At 46.0% G+C, this 23,449-nt stretch carries 21 protein-coding genes; 15 read left to right on the forward strand and 6 right to left on the reverse strand.

What is annotated here, in order from left to right; genetic code table 11:
• Window positions 1-213 precede the first annotated feature (213 nt).
• On the forward strand, window positions 214-1,482 hold the full coding sequence (locus ACUVJL_RS32020) for a cation:proton antiporter (protein WP_445249514.1): 1,269 nt from the start codon (window positions 214-216) through the stop codon (window positions 1,480-1,482).
• 236 nt (window positions 1,483-1,718) lie between these two features.
• Entirely contained in the window at window positions 1,719-2,192 is a 474-nt protein-coding gene (locus ACUVJL_RS32025) for a hypothetical protein (RefSeq protein ID WP_445249515.1), read from the forward strand.
• A 248-nt stretch (window positions 2,193-2,440) separates the two neighbouring features.
• On the opposite strand, the gene ACUVJL_RS32030 is transcribed toward ACUVJL_RS32025, so the two are convergent.
• Window positions 2,441-3,076, reverse strand: a complete 636-nt coding sequence (locus tag ACUVJL_RS32030) for a class I SAM-dependent methyltransferase (RefSeq protein ID WP_445249516.1) — start codon at window positions 3,074-3,076, stop codon at window positions 2,441-2,443.
• 6 nt (window positions 3,077-3,082) lie between these two features.
• Entirely contained in the window at window positions 3,083-3,544 is a 462-nt protein-coding gene (locus tag ACUVJL_RS32035; protein ID WP_445249517.1) for a cupin domain-containing protein, read from the reverse strand.
• A 242-nt stretch (window positions 3,545-3,786) separates the two neighbouring features.
• On the opposite strand from ACUVJL_RS32035, the gene ACUVJL_RS32040 reads away from it, so the two are divergent.
• The 4 genes from ACUVJL_RS32040 (at window position 3,787) to ACUVJL_RS32055 (ending at window position 8,234) form a co-directional block, all read left to right on the forward strand.
• A complete protein-coding gene (locus ACUVJL_RS32040) occupies window positions 3,787-5,241 on the forward strand; it encodes a folate/biopterin family MFS transporter (RefSeq protein ID WP_445249518.1) in 1,455 nt (484 codons plus the stop codon).
• Window positions 5,242-5,371: 130 nt separating this feature from the next.
• The gene (locus ACUVJL_RS32045) at window positions 5,372-6,868 is read left to right on the forward strand and encodes a carotenoid oxygenase family protein (RefSeq protein WP_445249519.1); all 1,497 of its coding nucleotides are present in this window, start codon (window positions 5,372-5,374) and stop codon (window positions 6,866-6,868) included.
• 48 nt (window positions 6,869-6,916) lie between these two features.
• Window positions 6,917-7,099, forward strand: a complete 183-nt coding sequence (locus tag ACUVJL_RS32050) for a hypothetical protein (RefSeq protein WP_445249520.1) — start codon at window positions 6,917-6,919, stop codon at window positions 7,097-7,099.
• 301 nt (window positions 7,100-7,400) lie between these two features.
• Window positions 7,401-8,234, forward strand: coding sequence for a DUF4436 family protein (locus tag ACUVJL_RS32055; RefSeq protein WP_445249521.1), 834 nt, complete (start codon window positions 7,401-7,403; stop codon window positions 8,232-8,234).
• A 253-nt stretch (window positions 8,235-8,487) separates the two neighbouring features.
• On the opposite strand, the gene ACUVJL_RS32060 is transcribed toward ACUVJL_RS32055, so the two are convergent.
• Window positions 8,488-9,342, reverse strand: coding sequence for an SGNH/GDSL hydrolase family protein (locus tag ACUVJL_RS32060; protein ID WP_445249522.1), 855 nt, complete (start codon window positions 9,340-9,342; stop codon window positions 8,488-8,490).
• Window positions 9,343-9,699: 357 nt separating this feature from the next.
• Here ACUVJL_RS32060 and ACUVJL_RS32065 point away from each other — a divergent pair, with 357 nt between their 5' ends.
• The 8 genes from ACUVJL_RS32065 to ACUVJL_RS32100 all read left to right on the forward strand — a co-directional run bounded on the left by ACUVJL_RS32065 (window position 9,700) and on the right by ACUVJL_RS32100 (window position 18,558).
• Entirely contained in the window at window positions 9,700-9,942 is a 243-nt protein-coding gene (locus ACUVJL_RS32065) for a DUF7219 family protein (protein ID WP_445249523.1), read from the forward strand.
• 102 nt (window positions 9,943-10,044) lie between these two features.
• A complete protein-coding gene (locus ACUVJL_RS32070) occupies window positions 10,045-10,578 on the forward strand; it encodes an RDD family protein (RefSeq protein WP_445249524.1) in 534 nt (177 codons plus the stop codon).
• Window positions 10,579-10,616: 38 nt separating this feature from the next.
• The gene (gene rpmG / locus ACUVJL_RS32075) at window positions 10,617-10,805 is read left to right on the forward strand and encodes a 50S ribosomal protein L33 (RefSeq protein ID WP_332959770.1); all 189 of its coding nucleotides are present in this window, start codon (window positions 10,617-10,619) and stop codon (window positions 10,803-10,805) included.
• A gap of 274 nt (window positions 10,806-11,079) precedes the next feature.
• Window positions 11,080-11,295, forward strand: a complete 216-nt coding sequence (rpsR, locus tag ACUVJL_RS32080) for a 30S ribosomal protein S18 (protein WP_006631377.1) — start codon at window positions 11,080-11,082, stop codon at window positions 11,293-11,295.
• Window positions 11,296-11,606: 311 nt separating this feature from the next.
• Window positions 11,607-13,613, forward strand: coding sequence for a ribonuclease catalytic domain-containing protein (locus ACUVJL_RS32085; protein WP_445249525.1), 2,007 nt, complete (start codon window positions 11,607-11,609; stop codon window positions 13,611-13,613).
• A gap of 593 nt (window positions 13,614-14,206) precedes the next feature.
• Window positions 14,207-15,649 (forward strand): 1-acyl-sn-glycerol-3-phosphate acyltransferase, encoded by a 1,443-nt coding sequence (locus tag ACUVJL_RS32090; RefSeq protein WP_445249526.1) that lies wholly within the window; start codon window positions 14,207-14,209, stop codon window positions 15,647-15,649.
• Between the two features lie 178 nt (window positions 15,650-15,827).
• The gene (locus ACUVJL_RS32095) at window positions 15,828-16,715 is read left to right on the forward strand and encodes a sensor histidine kinase (RefSeq protein ID WP_445249527.1); all 888 of its coding nucleotides are present in this window, start codon (window positions 15,828-15,830) and stop codon (window positions 16,713-16,715) included.
• A 379-nt stretch (window positions 16,716-17,094) separates the two neighbouring features.
• Complete coding sequence (locus tag ACUVJL_RS32100) at window positions 17,095-18,558, forward strand: IctB family putative bicarbonate transporter (protein WP_445249528.1); 1,464 nt, start codon at window positions 17,095-17,097, stop codon at window positions 18,556-18,558.
• A gap of 463 nt (window positions 18,559-19,021) precedes the next feature.
• Here ACUVJL_RS32100 and ACUVJL_RS32105 read toward each other — a convergent pair whose 3' ends face one another.
• The 3 genes from ACUVJL_RS32105 to smpB all read right to left on the reverse strand — a co-directional run bounded on the left by ACUVJL_RS32105 (window position 19,022) and on the right by smpB (window position 21,603).
• Window positions 19,022-19,249: an Osc7112_2153 family protein gene (locus ACUVJL_RS32105; RefSeq protein ID WP_445249529.1), complete on the reverse strand. Its 228-nt coding sequence runs from the start codon at window positions 19,247-19,249 to the stop codon at window positions 19,022-19,024.
• Complete coding sequence (locus ACUVJL_RS32110) at window positions 19,246-19,878, reverse strand: tetratricopeptide repeat protein (RefSeq protein ID WP_445249530.1); 633 nt, start codon at window positions 19,876-19,878, stop codon at window positions 19,246-19,248. Before ACUVJL_RS32110 ends, ACUVJL_RS32105 begins: the two co-directional genes overlap by 4 nt.
• A gap of 1,257 nt (window positions 19,879-21,135) precedes the next feature.
• Window positions 21,136-21,603, reverse strand: a complete 468-nt coding sequence (smpB, locus tag ACUVJL_RS32115) for an SsrA-binding protein SmpB (RefSeq protein ID WP_006631384.1) — start codon at window positions 21,601-21,603, stop codon at window positions 21,136-21,138.
• A 127-nt stretch (window positions 21,604-21,730) separates the two neighbouring features.
• On the opposite strand from smpB, the gene xrtO reads away from it, so the two are divergent.
• A complete protein-coding gene (gene xrtO / locus ACUVJL_RS32120; protein WP_445249531.1) occupies window positions 21,731-23,284 on the forward strand; it encodes an exosortase O in 1,554 nt (517 codons plus the stop codon).
• Window positions 23,285-23,449 lie beyond the last annotated feature (165 nt).

Genomic DNA, 23,449 nt, shown 5'->3' on the forward strand with positions numbered 1-23,449 from the left:
ATAGACCTCTTGCAAAAATCCTTTTCATCAATTGTTGGGACGGGCAATATGCCCATCCCACAAGAGTTATTTTTTCTTGTGGTTTGGGCATCTTGCCCGTCCTATTTATTTTTGCAAGAGGTCTTATATAAACCCGCCCCCACCACTTTCGGAGGATAGCTGAATCTAGCGGACGACGGATGCGCCAGAAGCTTTTACGTGCAAAAATCGCCCTTGTTAAACCTGATTAAAAGTGCGATCGCTATGGTGGATAATTACATTCTCAAATTGCTAGTTATTGGCATCCTCCTGCTGACCGTCACCTTGGGTTCGGGATGGATTTCGCGATTGCCGGTGTCTTATGCCTTAATTTATCTATTTGTCGGTATCGGATTGGGGCCCTACGGTGTCAAGCTGATTGACTTGCGCCCCGAAGCTCAATTTTTAGAAAGACTCTCAGAATTTGTAGTTATTGTTTCTCTGTTCAGTTGCGGCTTAAAAATGAATCGCCCGCTGCAACTTTGGGCCTGGAATTCCACAGCGCGGCTGATCGGTTTTTTAATGCCAATTTCGATTTTTGCTGTGGCTGCGATCGCCTATTGGTTTGTGAAATTAGATTGGGCGGCTGCGATTTTATTGGGAGCAATTCTCGCTCCCACCGATCCAGTTTTGGCCTCAGAAGTTCAGTTAGCTCATCTAGACGATCGCGATGAATTGCGCTTTGGTTTAACATCGGAAGGCGGTTTAAACGATGCTTTAGCTTTTCCCTTTGTTTATTTCGGCATTTATGCGCTAAAAGATAACAACTTGCCGAACTGGTTTTCGCAGTGGGTAGCAGTTGACTTGATTTGGGCGATCGCCGCAGGTATCGTTATGGGAATTTTAGTAGCTAAAGCCGTCACCTGGATCGATCGCGAACTCCAACGCTACCGACCAGCCGATCAATTAATGGAAGATTTCATTGCTCTCAGCACAATTCTGCTCACCTATTCCCTCACAGAAGTAGTCAACGGCTACGGATTTCTCGCAGTTTTTGTAGCAGGAATTGTGGTGCAGCGGAGTTACCGCAACCCAGAAAAGCCACTTTCCCAACTGCACTTTACCGAGCGCATAGAAAAGTTAATGGAAGTAGCAACTATTTTACTATTAGGTTCGCTTTTGCGCCTAGAGCCTATGTTGGCCTATGGAGGATACTCGCTCTTAGTAGCTGGATTGTTGATTTTTTTTATCCGGCCTGTGGGAGCTTGGATTAGTACGATCGGCAGTCCTTTGCATCCCGCCAGCCGCTTGCTGTGCGGGTGGTTCGGCATTCGGGGTGTCGGTTCTATCTATTATCTTACCTATGCTTTTGGTAAGGGTTTGAAAGGCGAAACCGCCGAAAAAATAGCCTGGATTACCTTTACAACCATCGTAATTTCTGTGATTCTGCACGGCATTACTTCCACCCCGTTAATGAACTGGTACGAGCGCCGAATCAAACCTAAAGTACCGGATTTAATTTAATTCAGTAAGGTGCGTGACTTTAATAGTCCTGGACGCAACTGTCACACAACAATCGACTTGTAGGGTGCGTCAGGCGAAGTTCTCTAACGGCGATCGGGACGGGAGCTGACGCACCTTACTATATAATCTAAAATCGACTTGTAGGGTGCGTCAGGCGAAGTTCTCTAACGACACCGAAAGAAAAAAAGATTATAATTTTTTGGATAACTCTAATATAAACGTTCGCCGAATCAAACATGGATCGATTTGAATTTCAGCTAGCAATGCTGCAAAAAGGAGCAGAGGAACTAGAGAAAAAAATAGCTAACTTCACAACAATTCTGATGCAATTAAAAACTGTGGCAATTACCATTTGGGTAGCGTTGATTGGTTGGGTTTTTACAAGCAAAATAGATGCGTTGGTTCCCCTAGGATACGTTATAATTTTTGCTTTCTGGTTTTTAGAAGCTACCTACTGGAAGGTACAATTGTATTACATACAAAGAGTCCATGCAATTACCCAATTCTTGAATAATGAAAGCGCCTTAGATGAAAGTTTTAATACTCGCTCAATTCCGGAAGGTCTTGTTCACCCGCTAGGTTCATTAAAAACAATTAAAATGCCTTCTTTGTGGAGAGCTATCTGCGCTCCATCAATCTATATTTTTTATACCTTTTTGTTTGTTGTTAATTCGATCGTTTGGTTAATAACTCTTAAAACAGCCCTCTAACTGGGTAAGAGCCCAATGTGCGAGCGACCGGACAATATCTTCCATCCCAACTAACTAAAAGTGTAAATAGGAGGTTCAATAACCTCTTATATTCAGGACTTAGGCAACTGGCATACTAAAATCAAGCTGTAGGGTGCGTCAGGTGAATTTTTAGAACAATTATTGAGGGTTTTTAAATCTGACGCACCTTACTAATTGTGACTATTTCCAATTTTAAAAGGACACGACAATGCAGTCCTTACCCGCAGCTAAACTGGTTTCACCCCAACTAACAAAGCGAGTTCCCGCCACTTCCAATAACAGTCTGCATCGGTAAAACCAATTTCTCTAAACCAGCGCAATTGCGTTTCGACATCCAGCAATTGATTAGACGGATCTTCGGGTTCGTGACTAATACCCAGCGCCTCTCGAAATTTCTCGTGTAAAGCGGGAGTTGCGGACGCTACGTGCTCCAAATTGCAAAAAAGGCCTCCCGGTTCCAAAAGCTCGAAAATCTCAGCATAAAGCGAACGTTTGCGATCGTCTATTACGTGATGAATCGCAAAACTAGAAACAACCGCATCAAACTTGCCCAAATCCGGTAGCGATTCATCAAAATTGTGCTCGATTACCGTGACATTTTGGTCATCAGCAAAGCGAATTCTGGCTTTTTCCAGCATTGTCGGCGAAAAGTCGATCGCCACACATTCAACATTTGGTCGATCGCACTTAAGCAGGCCCAGCAACCGCCCGTCACCCGTGCCCACATCCAGAATTCGCCTAACATTTTTCGGCACTTCCTCCAACAAAACCGCTTCACCTTCAGTGCGGTGAGGAATTCCATCAGCTTTAGCAAGATACCACAAAGCGTGTTCCGCCGAACTCCAAAGATTCACTTGACTCATAATTTTTCAACTCTCATAAATCTCGCCGTTTTTGTGCGTAAAAATCCAACCCTTATCGCTAGCTTTGGCAATTAAATCATCATCGGGATAATTGGCTGAATCACCCGAAGTGCGATCGCCAATTTCCAGATAAACAACATCTGAATTCGAGCGGTTAACCAAATGGTGTCCGTCAGCATCCCCAGCCGGAAAACCCGCCGTCATACCAGGTTTCAGCACTTGCTCTCCCGAATTTGTAATCAGAGTAACTTCCCCTTCCAGAACATAGATTAACTCATCTTGACGGGTATGCCAGTGCCTGAGAGCAGAACAACTTCCCGGTGCAAGTCTCACCAAATTTACCCCAAAATTCTGCAATCGGGCAGCATCGCCCAAGCGTTTTTTAACTCTCCCGGCAACAGCAGATTGGAATTGCTGAGGGTACTTGGAACCCGTAATTTCCGGCACATTTTTAGGATCGATAATCATATAATAGTCCTGCTAGCAGTTGTGCATTCTCTCTTCTTTTTCTTCCTTCGCGTTCTTAGCGCCTTCGCGGTTCGTTTTAAATTTCTGCTTTCATGGCTAAAAAACACAGTTTTATTTTAGCTAATGACAATTTTATAGCCGCTGCCACCTCCCCCTCACTTTCGCCTCCTACCTGCGACAGTTCCCGGAACTCATTAAGAATGTGTTATAAATATTGAGATTCATTAAGAAATATTGCTCAAATGCTCCTTTCCCCCTCTGGCACCAGCAAACTCAAAGAATCTTTAAAAGAAAAAGTATTCTTTGGGAATGAGCCAACCCCCGAACTCATAGCCATTTTACTGATTTACTTCGTCCAAGGCATTCTCGGACTAGCCCGCTTAGCCGTCAGCTTCTTTCTCAAAGACGAACTCGGCATGAGTCCGGCAGAAGTCTCGGCAATGCTGGGCGTCGTCGCCCTGCCTTGGATTATCAAACCCGTGTTCGGCTTCATGTCCGACGGCTTGCCGATATTCGGCTACCGCAGACGCCCTTACATCGTCCTCTCCGGGCTGCTGGGAACGGCAGCATGGGTGAGCCTCGCAACAATTGTACACACACCGCTGGCAGCTACAGGCGCGATCGCCCTGAGTTCCCTCGGACTCGCCGTCAGCGACGTAATCGCCGACTCCCTGGTAGTCGAAAGGGCCAGAAAAGAATCCGTTACCGATGCCGGTTCCCTGCAATCCTTATCTTGGGGCGCTTCAGCCCTCGGCGGATTAATTACCGCCTACCTCAGCGGTTACCTGCTGCAACACTTCAGCACCCACACTATCTTTTTAATCACCGCATCTTTCCCGCTAATTGTATCAGCAACAGCTTGGTTAATTGCCGAAGAAAAAACCAACAAAAGAACAGACTTTGAAACGGTCAAAGACCAACTAAAACAACTGCGGCAAGCTGTTACCCAAAAAACAATTTGGCTGCCCACCGCCTTTCTCTTCCTCTTGCAAGCCACCCCAAGCTCAGACTCCGCCTTCTTCTTTTTCACCACCAACGAATTAGGCTTTCCACCAGAATTTCTCGGTCGAGTGCGCCTCGTTACCAGCATTGCCGCCCTCGCCGGTGTCTGGCTGTTTCAGCGCTTCCTCAAAACAGTTCCATTTCGAGTAATTTTTGGCTGGTCAACGGTCATTGCGGCTGCTTTGGGCATGACTACTTTATTATTAGTAACTCATGCGAACCGAGCTTTAGGAATTGACGATCGATGGTTCAGCATCGGAGACAGCCTGATCCTGACAGTAGTCGGACAAATTGCTTATATGCCGCTGCTGGTACTCTCCGCCCGGTTGTGTCCCCCAGGCGTGGAAGCAACTTTATTTGCGCTGCTGATGTCAATCACAAATTTAGCAGGACTTTTGTCCCACGAAGGCGGTGCACTTTTGACCCACTTGCTAGGAATTACCGATCGCAATTTCGATAACCTCTGGCTGCTAGTCATCATCACAAACCTGTCCACACTTCTGCCCCTACTGTTCTTAAATTGGCTGCCCGCCGAGAGTACAGAAAGCAGCGATCCAAACTATCAAAAGTCTCTCCCCGTATTAGAACCAGAACTGAGCAGTTCCAAACCAGGGGGACAGCATTTCATCCCCGAATACTTTCCCGACTTAGTACCCACAGTAAGGTCACAAAGCCGCACTGTAGAGAGCAAATAAAGGCAGGCACACACTGATTTTGAGACAAATACACGGCTGAATTTAACTGTGTTTCCCAATTCTCGAACTTTCCTTCTCTCTGCGCCCTCTGTGTTCTCTGCGGTTAAATCAATAAAAGCTTATTAGACCCATGCAAAAATTACAGAGTTTCCCACCTCAAACAGCCGCCCAAAACCTATCATACGATCGCGCAGACTGGCAGCGCGGCTACGAATCCCAACCCAACGAATCCGACTACTGGATTGACAACATAGAAGGCGAAATCCCCGCCGGCTTGCAAGGCACATTCTTTCGCAACGGGCCTGGATTATTGGATGTCAACGGCCAGCGTATCCACCACCCCTTTGACGGCGACGGGATGGTTTGTGCGATCGCCATATCCGAAGGCCGCGCCCATTTCCGCAACCGATTCGTACACACAGAAGGCTATCTCGCCGAACAAAAAGCCGGAAAAATCCTCCACCGAGGCGTTTTCGGCACGCAGAAACCAGGGGGCTGGCTAGCCAACATCTTTGATGTCAAAATCAAAAACATTGCCAACACCAACATCATTTATTGGGGCGACAAACTGCTAGCACTTTGGGAAGGAGCACAGCCCTACAGACTCGACCCCCGCACCCTAGACACACTCGGCTTAGACACCCTAGACGGAATTTTACAACCCGGTGAAGCCTTCGCCGCCCACCCGAGAATTGAAAAAGGCAAAAATGGCAAAGGAGACAGATTAGTAAACTTTTCGGTCAAGCCCGGTTTGTCGAGTACCATCACGATTTACGAACTCGACGAAAGCGGCAAACTTTTGCAGCGTCACGCCCATGTAATACCGGGTTTTGCCTTCCTGCACGACATGGTAATTACCCCGAATTACTGCATATTCTTCCAAAATCCTGTCAGCTTCAATCCGCTGCCTTTCTTGTTAGGATTTCGGAGTGCCTCCCAGTGCATTAAATTTTCGCCCAACAAGCCAACGCAAGCAATTTTAATTCCCCGCAACGGCACTGACGAGGTGAAGATATTAGAAACCGAACCTTGTTTTGTCTTCCACCACTGCAACGCATGGGAAGAAGCAGGCGAAGTTTTTGTAGATTCAATTTGTTACGAATCATTTCCAACTGTAGAAGCAGACGGCGATTTTCGCGAGAGCGATTTTGACAGCATTCCAGCGGGCGAATTGTGGCGCTTTAAGTTAAATTTGCAAGACAAAACCGTGCAGCATCAAGTTGTTGAAACTCGGTGTTGCGAGTTTCCGACTCTGCATCCCAATAATGTCGGACAACCTTACCGATATCTTTACATTGGTGCTGCTGATGTTCCCAGGGGAAATGCTCCTTTGCAAGCTATCCTCAAAATTGATTTCGTGACTGGTGAAAGGCAAATTTGGAGTGCGGCGACACGAGGTTTTGCGGGGGAACCAGTGTTTGTTCTGCGTCCCGATGCTGTTGCTGAGGATGACGGCTGGCTGCTGCTTTTAATGTATGATGCAGCTAATCATCGATCGACCTTAGTCATTTTAGATGCTCGCGACATCACCAAAGGGCCCCTAGCGCGCTTGCATTTAAAACAGCACATTCCCTACGGTTTGCACGGCTGTTTTACACCAAATGTACTGCTTCCTATCGGTTCGTAGTTGCGCTACTATGGGCGGGCTCTCCTGCCCACCCGACAAGAAAGAAAATTGAACTCTTGTGGAACAGGCATCTTGCCTGTTCCGATGCCCACCCGACAAGAAAGAAAATTGAACTCTTGTGGAACAGGCATCTTGCCTGTTCCGATGCCCACCCGACAAGAAAGAAAATTGAACTCTTGTGGAACAGGCATCTTGCCTGTTCCTGAAAATGGTGCAAGATGTCAGTTTTAACTGAGATGTTGCATCATTCTCAATAAGCCTTTTATGAGCGGGCTAGGAGGGCCCACCCACAAGAAATTCACTCTTTGTGGGACAGGCCCGAAAGCCTGTTCATGAAAATGGTGCAAGATGTCAGTTTTCACCGATTTTAGCTATGAGACACAAGTTTTAACCCCTGACGGACTCGCGGACTGAGAGATAGCAGGAAATACTAACAACAAATCACAATATAAAATATCCATAATAAATGCAAACTGTCAACAAAATTAATTTCAAAAAAATACTTATTTTAATTTGCAGTCTGGTCGTTATTTTGGCAATTATCTTATCTATTTACTCTCAGAATGCTAACGCCCAAGAGCCTTACAAGCCCTCTCCCGAAAGCGCTGTAGCCTCCAAAGGCTTGGTTGAGGTCAAAATGACGGTAATTGCAGTTGATCCCATTAAAAATGAATTAGAAACCCGCTTGCAGTTTGAACTCAAAGGTATCTATAAAAAAGGGCCAACTTACCCAGCTCAAGACTTGTTAATGACAGTTAACGGCGCAAATGTACAGGATTCGGAAATTACCTTTAAAGAAGGCAAACCGATGATTGTCCCTGCATTAAAATTCAACTTAGTCAAGGGAAAAATTAATAATTATCCGTTTGACAAGCACATTGCTAAAGTAGCTATTTCGATCGATCCGCTGGCTTCGATTGGTAAAAAGTTTGCTCCGTTTCAACTAAATCCCGTGCCGCTGGAATTTAATTTTCATGCCGATGTTCCCGGTTTTGACATCACTTATAAGCCCCAGGAAGAGAATTCATCTATCTTTATTTATATCGATGTTTCTGCAAGTCGCTCAATCCCGGTGAAATTCTTTGCATTAGTGATTATTGTGATTATGTGGGTTCTGTCAATTATGGCGCTTTTGCTAGCATTAAAAGTGATGAAATCGGGCAAGTTGCCGGAAGTGGGAATGCTGAGTTGGACTGGTGTGATGCTGTTTGCTTTTCCCGCTATTCGCAACGCTCAACCAGGGGTGCCGCCGGTGGGAACTGCAAGCGATTTTCTTTCGTTTTTTTGGACGGAAATTATTGTTGTGGTGGCGTTGGTGATTATTGGTAGCTGTTGGTTGAAGCGGTATCATCCGCCGATTGAATGATTTGAGATTTGAGATTTGAGATTTGAGATTTTACAGTCCTGGAGGCACACATTTTATCTGTAGGGTCCGCCGGGCCGCGCACATCACCACTACTTGGGGCCGAGTAGACCATTTTTTGACCTTAGTCCTATTTGAGATTTTAGATTTGAATAATTTACCCCAGAGATAAATCTGGGGGCTTGTACCCTGGATGCTTTCAATTAACAGTCAACCGTCAACAGCCAACAGTCCACAGTTAACTAAATTCAAAGATTTAATTTTTGACTTCCAAATTCTCAATATCCTTTGGGGGTACACCCAAACCGCGCAAGATAGTAAAAGCAATAATTCGATACCCCGACGGATTGGGATGAACTCCATCTGCCGCTAACAAATTCAGAGTCTTGCCCGCGTGCTTTTGATAGGTGCCGATAACCTCCCGACAAGGCGCATTTAAATCGATAAACAAGCACTGATTCTGCAACGCAATTTCTCGCATCGCGGCAATATACTCTTGCAACCTGCGATTTTCTGGGCTGTCGAGAATCTCGCCGATAGGAGTAGGAGAAAGCAGTACAACTCGAATTCCTGCGGCTTTTGCCGCCAGCACCATTTGAGTTATTTTATCCCGATATTCTGCCAGTGGCCCTCCCGTGGGCAAGTTGCCTTGCGGATAAAACAGATTTTTGGGGAAGTCGAAGAAAGCGTGCCAAACGTCGTTGACTCCGACATTAATCATCACTAAATCTGGCTTTTGGTCGATCGCGTCTTTCTGGAAGCGCGCTTGCATATCCGTCGCCTTGTTACCGGAGATTCCGGCATTGACGATTGCGATTTTGCGATCGGGATAAAGAGCACTCAGATAGCGTTCCAGCAGCCAAACGTAACCTCCGGGGTATTTTCCTGCTTCGGTGATGCTGTCGCCCACGATCACAATTTTGCGCTTGCCGACGAGTACGTTCTGGATTTCTGGGGGCGGCGTTGCTTCGGATACGGATTCTTTAAACATGGGAATTAAGGAGTGAGGAATGTTGCAGGCGATAAATGCAGCAATTACGGCGAGGGCAAGTCTGATTAACACTTGCCGATTCGGGAGTTTGGGACGGGGCGATCGCCTATTGGGAGACATTACGCAGTTTCCTACTAAAAGTCTAACTATTTATGCTTGCAATAATATTATCCATTTTGGGTTTTTTTGTCATTTATTTCAATAAGTCAGTCTGGACGAACAACAACCAGGTTTTGACGCCAAATCCGAAGTTATGAGCCTTAATTCAGAAACCTGATTGTTGACCCAGTATGCGGAAGTTTTATAAGTGAAATTACTCATGCTTTTGTCCACCTCATCTCTCGGTGTAATTGCCATCAGAAACAAACTCCCCAAATTTCACATGATTTTTGCTACTTAGAGCACAACTTGAGAAGGGAAGCGCGGTTTATAATATTGATAAGTTCAGGAAACAAGTTTTCATGCGAGGTTAAATCAATGGTAGCAAATTCAAATTTTTTATATCCTCAAAATCGCTATTACGGTGAAGTAAAGCCAGAGAATTTGGTATTTAATGCGAATTTACAAGAGTTTTCTCAGCGGGTGGGTTACATCACCTCCTTGACATCTAACGGTAAAATATCTGTGGAACAGGCATTTACTCAGATCGAAACACTCTGGAAGTGGAAAAGTCGAAAACGCAGTTGGGAATCGGCGAAAATCCATTTTCAGCTTGAATAATTAGCGGTTGGCTTTGACGTTGGTTTAGGCACCATTGATGCCGATCGATTAATCCACAGCTTAAGATAAAAAAGTAGCTAGTGGCGATCGACCTTTTTGCCTATGAGTTCCGATTTATTGCCCCTCCTTCCCAAAGTATCACTCGGCCGCCGGGCAGCGGCCTTCTGCATCGACGGAATCGCAGTTTGGCTGCCCAGTTTGCTTCTCGCCACTAATGCGATCGCCCAAACCATATTTTTTGTTTTGCTGTGGCTGATCCTGCGCGTAGCCATCGTCAGGAAAAACCAAGGTCAAAGTCTCGGGCGCTGGGCTTTGGACATGAAAATTGCCGATACCCGATTCCAACGGACTCCCGGAGTGCAAGAACTGTGCAAGCGCGAGGCATTGCTGGGCATTTGCGCCGGCTTAGCCTTCGCAGGTATAGGTGGGCTCACATCTACCAACGCCGCCGTCTTGCTGCTGATGCTGCCCCTGGCGATCGACTGTAGCGTTGCCCTCAACTCCGCCGAAAGGTTTCCCCAAGCTTTCCACGATCGCATCGGCGGGACGATCGTCGTCGGAACCCGCCGCGGCTACTCCCTCGACATCAAAGTTAGAAGATTGCTTGACCAAGTGCAGAGCAATGTGAGAAGATAATAAATTGTGTTTAAATTAGTCGAAATTTATTTAGAATTATGGCTAAAGGCGTCCGCATCATAATTACTCTAGAGTGTACTGAGTGCCGAACAAACGCGAGCAAACGCTCCAAAGGCGTGTCTCGGTACACCACCACCAAAAACCGTCGCAACACGACGGCACGGCTGGAACTCAAAAAGTTCTGCCCCCATTGCAACAGGCACACTGCCCACAAAGAGATCAAGTAGTGATTAGTCATTAGTCAGTAGTCAGTAGTCAGTAGTCAGTAGTCAGTTGTTATTGGTCAGTTGTTATTGGTCAACAGTCACAGTCAACAGTCACAGTCAACAGACAACAGACAACAAACAACAGTCAACAGACAACAGACAACAGACAACAGACAACAGACACCAGTCAACAGACAACAGTCAACAGTCAACAGTCAACAGTCAACAGTCAACAGTCAACAGTCAACAGTCAACAGTCAACAGTCAACAGTCAACAGTCAACAAACAACAAACCATGACTTACTTTCGCCGGCGCGTATCGCCCATCAAACCAGGAGACCCGATCGACTACAAAGATGTAGATTTGCTCAAAAAATACGTCACAGAACGCGGTAAAATTTTGCCCCGCCGGATTACCGGTTTGACGGCAAAACAGCAGCGAGACCTGACCAGAAGTATCAAAAGAGCAAGAATTGTAGCTTTGATGCCCTTCGTAAACCAAGAAGGTTAACAGGATTTGGGATTTTGGGTTTTAGATTTTGGACTGGGATAAGACTTGCGCGAAAACAACGTCTTTCTGCCATTAAGAGTGCAGCAAGAATGCAGCGAAATACTCGCGAAATAGGGTTAAGAGTAGCCGCAGCGCAAGTCTTAAGCAAAAGTAAAAAGTTAAAAAATAAAGAAGAAAAAGAACAACTTTTTAGATTTTAACTTTCACAATTGAGTAGAAAAATTGCCAAAATCCAAAATCTAAAATCGCAAAGTCGAAACTCGATAAGTGGCTATTGTAAAAATCCAAAATCTCAAATATAAAGCTGGCAAGTGGAGAAGGGAACGTTAGTAGAATTTAGAGTGCACGGCGACCGCCGTCTGGCAGTTGCCGATCGCCCCGATGGCAAGAAAAACTGGGTCGTGGTAGACGAAAACGGTCAACCGCACAGCATACCGCCCAAGCAAATCAGCTACGAAGTAGTGGGAGAAACTTACAAACCCTCCGACATTCCCAAATTTCTCAAAGAAGTAGAAGCCTACTCAGATCCGTCGAGTTTGGAAGTAGCTTGGGAACTCCTAGTCGGCGACGGAGAAACGACAGATCCCGAATCCCTGGCAAAACTGTTATTTTCCCAGAGTAGTCCGGCCCAGTGTTACGCGGCTTACTGTTTGTTATCAACAGACAAATTGTATTTCAAACAAAAGGGCGATCGCTACGAACCGCGATCGGCCGCCCAAGTAGCCGAAATCAAACACCAACAAGAAGTAGAACAGCAGCGACACCAAGAATCCCAAGGATTTTGGGATCGAGTCAAACAGCGGCTGGCAGGAAAAAATGTAGATTGGGAAAATAGCGACAGAACTCGCCTCGACGCCCTAGAACGCTTTGCCCTCCTCGGAGAAGAAGCAACGCACCGCACCCCGGCCTTAGAAACTTTAGCCAGCTTAGAACGTTCCGAAAACCCCGAAGCAGCATTTGGGCTCCTAGTCGATCTCGGCCTGTGGAGTAGCCACGAAAACCTGTTTTTGCGGCGCAGCCAAATTCCCCTACAATTCTCCGCAAAGGTATTAGAAGTGGCCCAACGCTGCCTAGAAAATCCCCCAACCGACTCGGACACAAATCGTCTCGATTTAACTCACCTCAAGGTTTACACGATCGACGACGAAAGCACCACCGAAATCGACGACGGCCTCAGCTTAGAATTCCTCGAAAACGGCCAGCAGCGGATCTGGATACACATCGCCGATCCCACCCGCTTGCTTTCCCCCGGAGACGAACTCGACCTCGAAGCCAGAAAGCGCACCACTACGGTTTACCTGCCCACGGGAATGATTCCCATGTTTCCCCCAGCTTTGGCAACCGGGCCGATGAGTTTAATTCAAGGCAAAGAGTGCAGCGCGCTCAGCTTCAGCGTCACCTTAGACGAAATCGGCGCGGCTCAAGATTACAGCATCCACATCAGCACCATAAAACCCACCTACCGCTTGACATACGATGACGTAGACGAAATGCTGGAGTTGGGAATCGAAGCAGAACCGGAAATAGCAGCGATCGCCTCTGCTGCAAAACTGCGGCAAAAATGGCGGGAAGCCCAAGGCGCAATCAGCATTTTCATGCCCGAATCCGTCATTAAAGTCAACGGCGACGAGATAAAAATCCAGGTCATCGACGACTCCACAGCCCGGATGCTAGTAGCGGAAATGATGATTTTAGCCGGCGAACTAGCCGCCCGCTACGGTCAAGCTCACAGCCTGCCCATACCGTACCGCTATCAGGCACAGCCCGAACTCCCTCCCGATGAAGAACTGCTGGCCGTGCCGGCAGGCCCCGCCCGCGCTTGCGCCGTGCGCCGCTGTATGCCCCGCAGCGAAATGGGCCTCACCCCCGGACGCCACGCCGGCTTGGGTTTGGAATTATACACTCAAGTTACTTCCCCGATCCGTCGCTATACCGACTTGCTGACTCACTTCCAAATCAAAGCCCACCTGCGGGGCGAACCCCTACCTTTTACGGCTGAAGAAATACAGGACATTGTGATGTGTCTAGGCACCGCAGTTAAAGAAGCATCCACCGTCGAACGTCAAACTAACCGCTATTGGGGATTGGAATATTTGCGGCGCAACCCCGATGAAGTTTGGGAAGCTTTAATGCTGCGCTGGCTGAGGGAAGACAGCAATCTCGGATTGATTTTATTGGAAGAATTGGGTTTAGAATTGGCAATGCGATTTGGTCGATCGGTCGAAATAGGCGATCGGCTAGAAGTCAAAGTCACACACTGCGATCCGCGATCGGATGTCATTAACTTCCAAGAAATGATATTTGAAGCCGCGCAATAGGATTTTAGATTTGAGATTTTAGATTAAAGAATTGCAAAAATCTGCGTTGAAGACTGAAACAGAGGGTGAATCTCGTTTTTAGTCGAGTTTCCGACCGAAAGCATCCAGGATACAAGCCCCCGGATTCATCCGTCCAGAAATAAAAAACCTGTATCCGATGAAACTTGCCCCCCAAATTTATCCGTGGGGTCAATGCTTCAATTCTTTAATCTAAAATCTCAAATCTAAAATCTAAAATCGATTGACCCCATCGCATCCCCCTTGTCAAGGGCAGTGGGGTAAAAAAGATGATGGGTTCATATCTAGTCCTGTAAAATAATCGTAATTCTGTGTCGGGGCGGGTGCACCCCCAAGTTGTAATATAAGCCAGAAATCCCGTAAACCCACTCCGACCAAAATATTGTGGTCGATCGACTGGACATGATATCCGATCCCTGACGGGTAATACTTTTGACGTTAAGTTGACACGCTTTGCTATCTACTCTCTTCCTCTGTGTCCTCTGTGTCCTCTGCGGTTAATAAAAAAAACTTCAGCATTGTAAAAATTGGAAGTTTTTAGCGCAGCCTAGTAATCTAAAATTTAAAATCGCAAAATGCCCAATTCAATTAGCCAAGTTCAGCCGCCGCTGGAATTCCTACCCCCAGCCTACAACCCGCTAGTGATGCAAGGCTGCCAGCAAATACTCCCCTGGTGGGTGCGATTTCGGACGAATATCAGCCACATTCAAGCCGAAAACGTCGAAACCCTCGCCGAACTATTCCACCAATTTCAAAATCAGAAAGTTCGCTTTTTGCTAGCCTTCCGCCACCCCAACTCACACGATCCCTACTGTTTGGGCCAACTAATTTGGAAACTCGTTCCCCAGGCGGCACGGGCCAAAGGCATTTCCCTGCAATTCCCGGTACATTCCCACTTTATCTACGATCGCGGCATTCCCCTGTGGGCCGGTGCTGCTGTCGGCTGGCTGTATTCCCAACTCGGCGGCACTCCGATTGTTCGCGGTAAGATCGATCGGGTCGGATTGCGATCTGCGCGCGATTTATTTGTCAACAGCCAATTCCCGATCGCCGCCGCCCCAGAAGGCGCCACCAACGGTCACAATGAAATAGTTAGCCCCCTGGAACCCGGAATTGCTCAAATGGCCTTCTGGTGCGTTGAAGATTTGCTAAAAGCCGGACGCACTGAAAAAGTTTTAATTGTGCCGATCGGCATTCAATACCGCTATGTTGAGCCACCTTGGCAACCCCTAGAAAAACTTTTAACTCAATTAGAAATTGATTGCGGACTGCCACCCTTAGAACCCACCGCTATCGCCAATTTAGAGACCACAAATCCCGATTCCGAAAACCAAAATCACAAATTCCAATATCGGCGCCTGATTCGGCTGGGCGGCAATTTGCTAGCAGTGATGGAAGAGTTTTACAGCCGTTTTTATCATAAAAAATTACCCCCACAAACATCTATTTTAACATCATTATCGCTACCAGAAAAGACGGCAAACGATTCGGGCAATGAACTACTGATGGCTCGACTGAAAGGACTGTTAGACGTGGCTTTGCAAGTAGCAGAAGAATATTTCAATTTAAAGCCCAAAGGCAGTGTAATAGACCGCTGCCGCCGTCTGGAACAAGCAGGGTGGGACTATATTTATCGAGAAGATATCAAAAATATTGCAGCACTTTCTCCCTTAGAAAGAGGATTAGCCGATCGCCTCGCTGAAGAAGCAAATCTCCGGATGTGGCACATGAGACTGGTAGAAAGTTTCGTGTCAGTCACTGGCAGGTACGTCGAAGAAAAGCTGACAGCAGAACGTTTGGCAGAAACAACTTTACTGCTGTGGGACGTACTGGCTCGGATCAAAGGGGGAAATCCTTTCGGCCGACCGAAGTTGGGCAAACAGCAGGTACAAATGACCGTGGGCGAACCGATATCAGTAAGCGATCGCTGGGAGGGATATCAAAGCAGTCGCAGGTTAGCAGTTGCCGAACTCACTCAAGATTTGCAATCAGCTTTAGAAGCAATGATTAAATCTTAATTAGTCAGATAAGGAAGAGGTTCCAGGGAAAAAGCAAGAGGATCGAGGGAAGAAGAAATATATATTTTTCTTCACTACGTTTTTCTTGGGTCAACAGCAAACAGATTATTATAGACTTTGGGAATAGGTCTAATGAACCGCCCACCCTCGTTTGACAATGAACTAATAAAAATTACCGATGACTAACAAACCTATCGATTTGTCTACTAACTCAATTAAGGTAAAATTGCTGAATTATTTAGCGCAGGAATTGCTCACACCGCTCACTTCGGTCGTCGGCATGGCAAGCGTGTTGAAACAAGAAATTTATGGCCCCTTAACGAACAAGCAAAAAGAATATATTGACGTGATCCAAGACAGCAGCCGCTCTTTGCGATCGCTAGTTGAAGAAATTTTGGAACTGGCAGAACTAGATGATTCCGCTTTCACCTTGAAGCGAACCGCAATCGATATAGAAACTTTGTGCCAGCAGGTTGTGACAATCCTGTCGCCGGTGGCAAGTAGACGAGAGCAAGAAATTAATTGGTCGATGGGACCCGGGCCGCGCATCTGGTTGGTCGATAAAGATAAGGTTCAGCAAATGCTGCACCACTTAATTTTTAGCATTATTCAATCGGCTGGGGCAGGCAGCGTGATTCGAGTCCACGTTTCTCCGACAGAAGACGGTCTCCACCTCGGAGTTTGGGTTTTTCATCCTTGGTTGGGAGAAAGTTTGCCCCATGCTAAACTCTACTCCGACTACTTGTTGAAGGTCGGATCTGATAGCGGTTCGCCATCGAACTCCGAAACCGACTCCCTGGGACTCGAACCGCAACTCCCGACACAGGGTTCGCAGCGATTAACGCTGGCGTTTTCTGAGTTGGCGGCTTTGGTGGCCCAGAATGCCGAGGATACCGCACCGGTGTTAGCTGGTTACGGGGCCAGGGAACGCTTGGGGCTGCTGCTTTGCTGCCAGTTGGTGGAAATTCAAGGCGGTCAACTCTCGATTCAAGGCGCCCCGGAATCTGGATATCGCTACGTGCTCTGGCTGCCCTGCACCAATGCTACGGAGTTGTTGGAAGGATGAAGTTAGTTGACTGTTGACTGTTGACTGTTGACTGTTGACTGTTGTTATTAGTTGTTAGTTGTTAGTTGTTGGTTGTTAAGGGATGAAGTTAGTTAAGCTGTTCGGGATTTAAATTGTATGTCAAAAAACAATAAAACTATTGTGGGGTGGGCGTCCCGCCCGCCCCGAATAGGCAATTTAAATGCGCGACAGCTTAACTGTTGACTGTTGTTATTAGTTGTTAGTGGTGAGTTGTTTTATAATAAAATAACTAATCACAAATTTCCCATAATAACTAATAACTAATGAAAAATTTCCCATAATAACTAATAACCAATCACCAATGCCCTGTTTGGCCGATGCCCAATGCCCGATTACCAAGTACAAATCTAAAATAGCAATGAATTCAGTTTGGCAACAGTTAAGTCTGGCAAATTTGCCGCTCTCTCAGTGGCAAAGTGGAAGTTATTTATTAAATTTGGCGATCGGCTCTTTGCGCAGTTGGCGGCAGAGTAGCTGGCTGATGCAGTGGGCAGAACCCCTGGGTTTTGTTTTGCTGGGCTTGACTTTCGGTTTGGCGCCGTTTGTGAATAATGCCTTGGTGGGGGTGTTGATGGCGGCTGGCGCTGCATTTTGGGTACTGCTGACTGTTTCCGACGATCGCGCCATCGCCTTGACGCCGATTCATTTGCTGGTACTGCTGTACTGGGGAATTGCCACCGTCGCCACGGCGATGTCGCCGGTGAAAGTCGCCGCTGCTACTGGTTGGAGCAAGCTAACGCTGTATTTGCTGTTTTTTGCGCTGATGGCTCGGATATTGCGATCGCCCCGTTGGCGATCGTGGTTAATTGCCGTATTTTTGAACGTCTCTTTAATTGTCAGTTTCTACGGCGTGCGGCAGTGGATTGACAAAGTGCCGCCATTAGCTACTTGGAACGATCCGACTTCTACTCAAGCCAATGTCACGCGAGTTTACAGCTTTCTGGGAAATCCTAACTTGCTTGGTTCCTATTTGCTGCCGGCCATTGCATTGAGTGCCGCCGCACTTTTTGTGTGGAAAGGATGGGGAACAAAAGTTTTAGCGCTGACGATGCTGGTGGTGAATTGCGCGTGTTTGCGCTACACGGACAGCCGGGGTGCTTGGATCGGTTTTGTGGCTCTACTTGTGGTATTTTTAGTGCTGCTGTGGTACTGGTACAGCCCTTTGATGCCTCGGTTCTGGCGAACTTGGGCCCTGCCGTTAGGGTTAGGAGGTTTGGCTGGGGCCTTAATTTTGGGAGTGGCTTTAGTGGAGCCCTTGCGCGATCGAGTTTCTAGTATGTTTATCGGCAGAGGTGACAGCAGCAACAATTTTCGGATTAATGTTTGGACGGCGGTGATTGACATGATTCGCGATCGACCACTTCTCGGAATTGGCCCAGGAAACACTGCTTTTAATAAAGTTTATCCGCTTTATATGAAGCCGAGATTCACTGCTTTGAGCGCTTATTCTGTGCTGCTGGAAATTGCGGTGGAAACCGGTTTTATCGGTTTAATGTGTTTCCTGTGGCTGATGACTGTCACCGTCAATCAAGGTTTGTTGCAGATAAAAAATCTGCGGGATTCACAATTTAACATCTCTAATTTAGAGGAAGAATCCCGAAATACCCAATCTCAAATCCCAAATCTCAAATCGAATCAGGGGTTTTGGCTGATAGGGGCGATCGCAACTTTAGTCGGCATGATGGCCCACGGTTTTGTCGATACTGTTTGGTACCGGCCGGAAGTTAATATGCTTTGGTGGTTGATGGTGGCGATTATTGCTAGTTTTTACAGCAACCCGCACCAGCAGCAGCAAGATTCAGCTTTGACCGAGGGCGACTAGATAGAATTGCTGGCGGGGTTTTCTCCCCGCCCGGTGAGGATTCCAGCAACAGCCGACACAGCAATTATTAATAGTTCTACCACTTCAAAAAAAGAATGCAGCTAAATGCCAAGCTGCAAACCATTATAGTCTTGAAACACTTACCGCCCCCTTCCGTGCGGTGATTCTTGACACTTCATCGAAATCCGCTACCGAAATAGTCTTACATTTTTGACCTGTCCATAAGCGAGTCGTCACAGTTCCCTATCCCGACGGCAGCGCAAAAATAACACAAAGCCGTCCTCAAAGGACGGGGTTTAAAACCCAATTTTTTGATAAGTCATTTCCAATTCTTGAATTCTTTAATCTCAAATCTCAAATGCTATAAGGTGCGCACTGCGCACCCTCCATACTACCACATACTACATACCTGTTGCTGTAAAGTGGCGATGGTACACTCTACAAAATTTCTTGAAAATAACTCTTATTCTTGGCCTTCCCGAGGCATGATGAATCTCGGACACGCATATTTTCCACCATTGCTATCTCTGCACTGTCGCATCGACTGATTCGAGTTGAGCAGCATTTCGACTGATTCATTAACTGTGGGTTTAACAGTCGCAGGAGTTGGCAGTGCTTTTGAGGCTTGACTTAGCTCCAGTACCGTTATAATTGCCAGTATGGTTGATGAAAGCAAAACTGTGCGTTTCATTTATTTGTTTTTTCCTCGTTTAATCGTTGACGTGCCATTCCTATCCATATATCCTCATCGAATTCTTGAGAATCCGCAGACTTTAGACAAATTTTCCACTGGGGTAGCGCTTCCTTAGTATTTTTCATCCCTTCTAGGACTTGCGCTTTTAAGCAATAAGTTGCTGGTCTTTCACTATCAAGTTTAATCGCTGCATCCAGATGTTGCAATGCCTCTGAATATCGACCCTGTTCAAGGCGAGCCCATCCCAAGTTTTTGAGTAAAGAATATTTGACTCGATCGTCCTCAGCTAATTTCAAACCTTGCCACAGCAAGTGAACGGCAGCAGCATAGTTTTTTTGCTCAACTATATATAATCGAGCGAGATTGCTGTAAGCAGCAGGCAAACCGAGTTTGGCAGCTTGAAGATATTTTCCTCGGGCGCATTGTAAATCTTGCACTTCTTCGCAAAGCCATCCCAAATTGTAAAGAGCTGTTCGGCTTTTTGGATCTACGGAGAGCGCTAACTCATATGCTTGTTGAGTATTAGCCAATCGATTAGCTTTGTAGTTTTCAAAGGCCATATTATTAAAAACTGATGCCAGTTCCGGCAAGCCTATTTTCCAGCCGCAAAAGCCTAATGCTAGCATCAGCAAAAAGACCCCCCACTTCGATTTTTGATGCTTTTTTGCTGGTTCTTTCATAACATTGAAAATGTTAGCTAATGGTGTCGTTTTTAGCATATTTAAACTTGAGAGTTGGGCGATATTTTGTTTGCCACATTTAATTGCCACCCTAAGGGCATCATCCTCTTACGAAATGACTCAGGCTTGAGCCCATTTCTCATAAGAGTTTGCAAGTCCACAGCCGAATGCTTGGGTAATGCTCCCACTACCTAGAGGTATTCGAGCATAGGTTAATCATTCCTGAGACTCCAAAAGCAATCCGGAAATTTTCAGAAAAAAGGAAGTGGGAAGCAGGAAGAAGGTAGAACTGTCCCCATTATTTAAGTAATAATACTTAGTCAGCGGTCAGTCGATCGACAGTATGCGATGGTATTAGCAGATACAGCCTATCCCTGGTTTATGAAGTGCAGTAGAGACTTAGGCTGGGCCCATTGGTGTCAAAAATCGCCTGAAACCCCTGAGACATCTCGTTTTTAACCCAGTATCGAGTTCCCTCGCATCCCCTTCTTAAGCGGGACGAAAGAGCGCTTCGAGTTCCCCCCGGAGGCTACGCAAGCGCCGGAGTATCGAGCCCTAATCGTCAGACAGCAGACCAATACTACGTTTAACTTACATCTTGCACCATTCTCAATAAGCCTTTTCTGGGCGGGCTCTCCTGCCCACCCCACAAGAAAACTCACTCTTTGTGGAACGGGCCGAAGAGCCCGTTCTTGAGAATGATGCAAGATATCAGTTTAACGTGTTTGTTGACACCAATAGGCTGATCCCCTTGTCCCTACGGGGATTAATCGATAGGGTGGTGTAGTTCATAAACTTGCAATCTGCTGTAATATGGACTCGAGTGAAATAACTCTAATTAAGTTTGTAGTCACCACGGAAGCCCTCAAAATCCTCAACGGGAGATATCGAACAATTTTATGATAAGTAATTAACCGAACTCGATTTAAAATAATCAATCACTAATCAGCAATCACCAATCATTAATCACTAATGACTCCTGAGTAATAAACATTTTCATATAAGAAAAATCCAACCTTCGAGTAGCAAAGGTTTTAGTTTCTTTTTCGGAGATGTCTAAAAACTAATGACTAAGGACTAATGACTAAGGACTAAGGACTAATGACTAAGGACTAATGACTAAGGACTAATGACTAAGGACTAATGACTAAGGACTAATGACTAAGGACTAATGACTAATGACTAATGACTAATGACTAATGACTAAAATTGCTTCATCGCTCTTTCCATATCCCGCTTGTCTTCGCGTTTCTTCAAATCTTCGCGCTTGTCGTACAGCTTTTTCCCTTTACCCAAACCGATATCGAGTTTTACCCAGCCGCCTTTCAAATACATTTTTAACGGCACTAAAGTCAAACCTTTTTCTTCGACTTTGCCTATCAATTTACGGATTTCCTGCTTGTGCATCAGCAATTTACGGGTGCGGCGGGGTTCGTGATTAAAATAGTTACTAGCACTTCTCCAGGGCGAAATGTGAACGTTTATCAGCCACAGTTCGCCGTTCCGAACTAAGCCATATCCGTCCCGCAAATTGGCTTTTCCTTCCCGAATTGATTTGACTTCGGTGCCCTTCAACTCGATTCCCACTTGGTATGTCTCTATAATTTCATAGAGATGGCGCGCTTGTCGGTTATCGCTAACAATTTTGTATCCTGGGCTTTTTTCGCTCATTTTTACCTCCGCAAAAATTAATTATTATAACGCTAGCTTCTCTGTAGAGAAAATCGAAGCTTGACAAAACTTAAATAATCGGTCTAGGCATTACCAATTTGGCTGAGCTAAGATGTCACCAACGTGAATGTCAAGCGGTATCATGCAGCGCACCAATATTCCCAATTCTGACCTTCCAGATGCTGTCAGTCCTAATTCTGCGGTTAATTTGGTTTGGCTGGCTCCTTCTTTGCTGGCGCTTGCTTGGTTTTGGGCCAATATCTCGGCTGTTAAGTGGTTGTTATCCTCGTTTGTTGAGATACCCACACTATACAAGATAGTAATTGGCTTTCTGATTGTAGCATTAGTAGTGCGATCGATTGGGAACTCCGATCGCCCGCCCAGATTTTCGCCAAATTTCGTTTTGAGGCGATATCCGCTGCTGTTGATGTTCGGTGCGGGTATTTGCTCGATCGCCCTTCAGTACATAATTGATATCAAACAAGTTACTGTCCTGCTATTTATCCTCGGAACTTACGGGCTGTGCGGCTTATTGGTGGAGCAGAACTTTTGGCAAAAAAACTTGCCAGTTGCGGGCTTGCTGGCTTGTATTTTACCATTCAACAGTCAGTTTAATAGCGGATTAGGTTTGCCGGCGCGAGTGCTGACTGCTGAGGTAGTAGAACAGTTGCTCTCAATGCTGCACGTTGCGGCTATTTCTTCTTACGATATTATCGTTTTGGAAAACGGCATCGCTCACGTTGACGTGCCTTGTAGCGGCATTAAAACCCTCTTAGTCGGAACGCTATTTTTGCTAGCTGCTACCTGGCTGGAAGGGCGTAAATTGAGTTTAAGATGGGTAGCAGTCGGCGCTGCTAATCTCTTACTGTTGGTGTCTGCTAACACTGCGCGGGTTGCCGTGTTAGTCCTGGTTTCCGAAGTATTTAAGCAGCCAAAAATAGCAGAAATTATTCACGTTCCTCTGGGAATTGTCGGTTTAGTATGTGCTTGTTTTGTGACCTGGTTAATGCTGCAGCGAGTACCGAAATTTCATCCACAAAAAACCAGCGGTATTTCTGCCAAACCCAACTCAGAAATACTGGAAAATCACCCTTTAGCTAAACCAGGAATAATTGCAGCAGTCACAGTTTTGGCAGTCATGGCTCAACTGTCTCATGTAGAAACGTCAAAAATGGCGATCGCACCTTTAAGATTGCCTGAATACATTAAATCAGATTCAATTCCCCTTAATGCTAGCGAACAAAAATTCTTTGGCAACTATCCGGACACGCAAACACAAAAAATCAGATTTGTCGCCGACAACCTGCGCGGTTCCATGCTCACAGTAGCCAGCACATCATGGCAAACTTATCACGCCCCCGAGTTGTGTTTTGTAGCCAGCGGAATTCCCGTCAATCGCATAGAAAAAAAACAATTCACTCCTTCAGTAACAGCCCGGTGGCTGTCTCTCAAAAACAACCAATTATCAGCAGTATACTGGCTGCAATCTGCACAGTTAACTACAGATAACTTCTTGTCCCGTATCGGAAGCGACCTCACTAAAAAAAATCACAATTGGGTGCTAGTTTCTATTTTATTTGATAGTTCGCTACAAGCCGAAAATCCTGAAGTAAAAGAGTTGGCTAGTAATGTATACGATACTGTTAAAAAAAGCTTACAAGGAGAAATAAATGAAAATTAAACAGGTATTTGAGGGAATTTTTCAAATAATTTTTTGGGTCTGGAATTTAACATTTTTATCGATTGTTTACTTGGGAATTTTGCCTGTTATAGGAGTGACATTAATTCTGGCGACAATCGATGGCATCATCCCGCTAGAGTTTTCTTTGACGATGGCAGCTACGAT

The sequence above is a fragment of the Microcoleus sp. OTE_8_concoct_300 genome, assembly GCF_031383065.1.
Lineage (GTDB): Bacteria > Cyanobacteriota > Cyanobacteriia > Cyanobacteriales > Microcoleaceae > Microcoleus.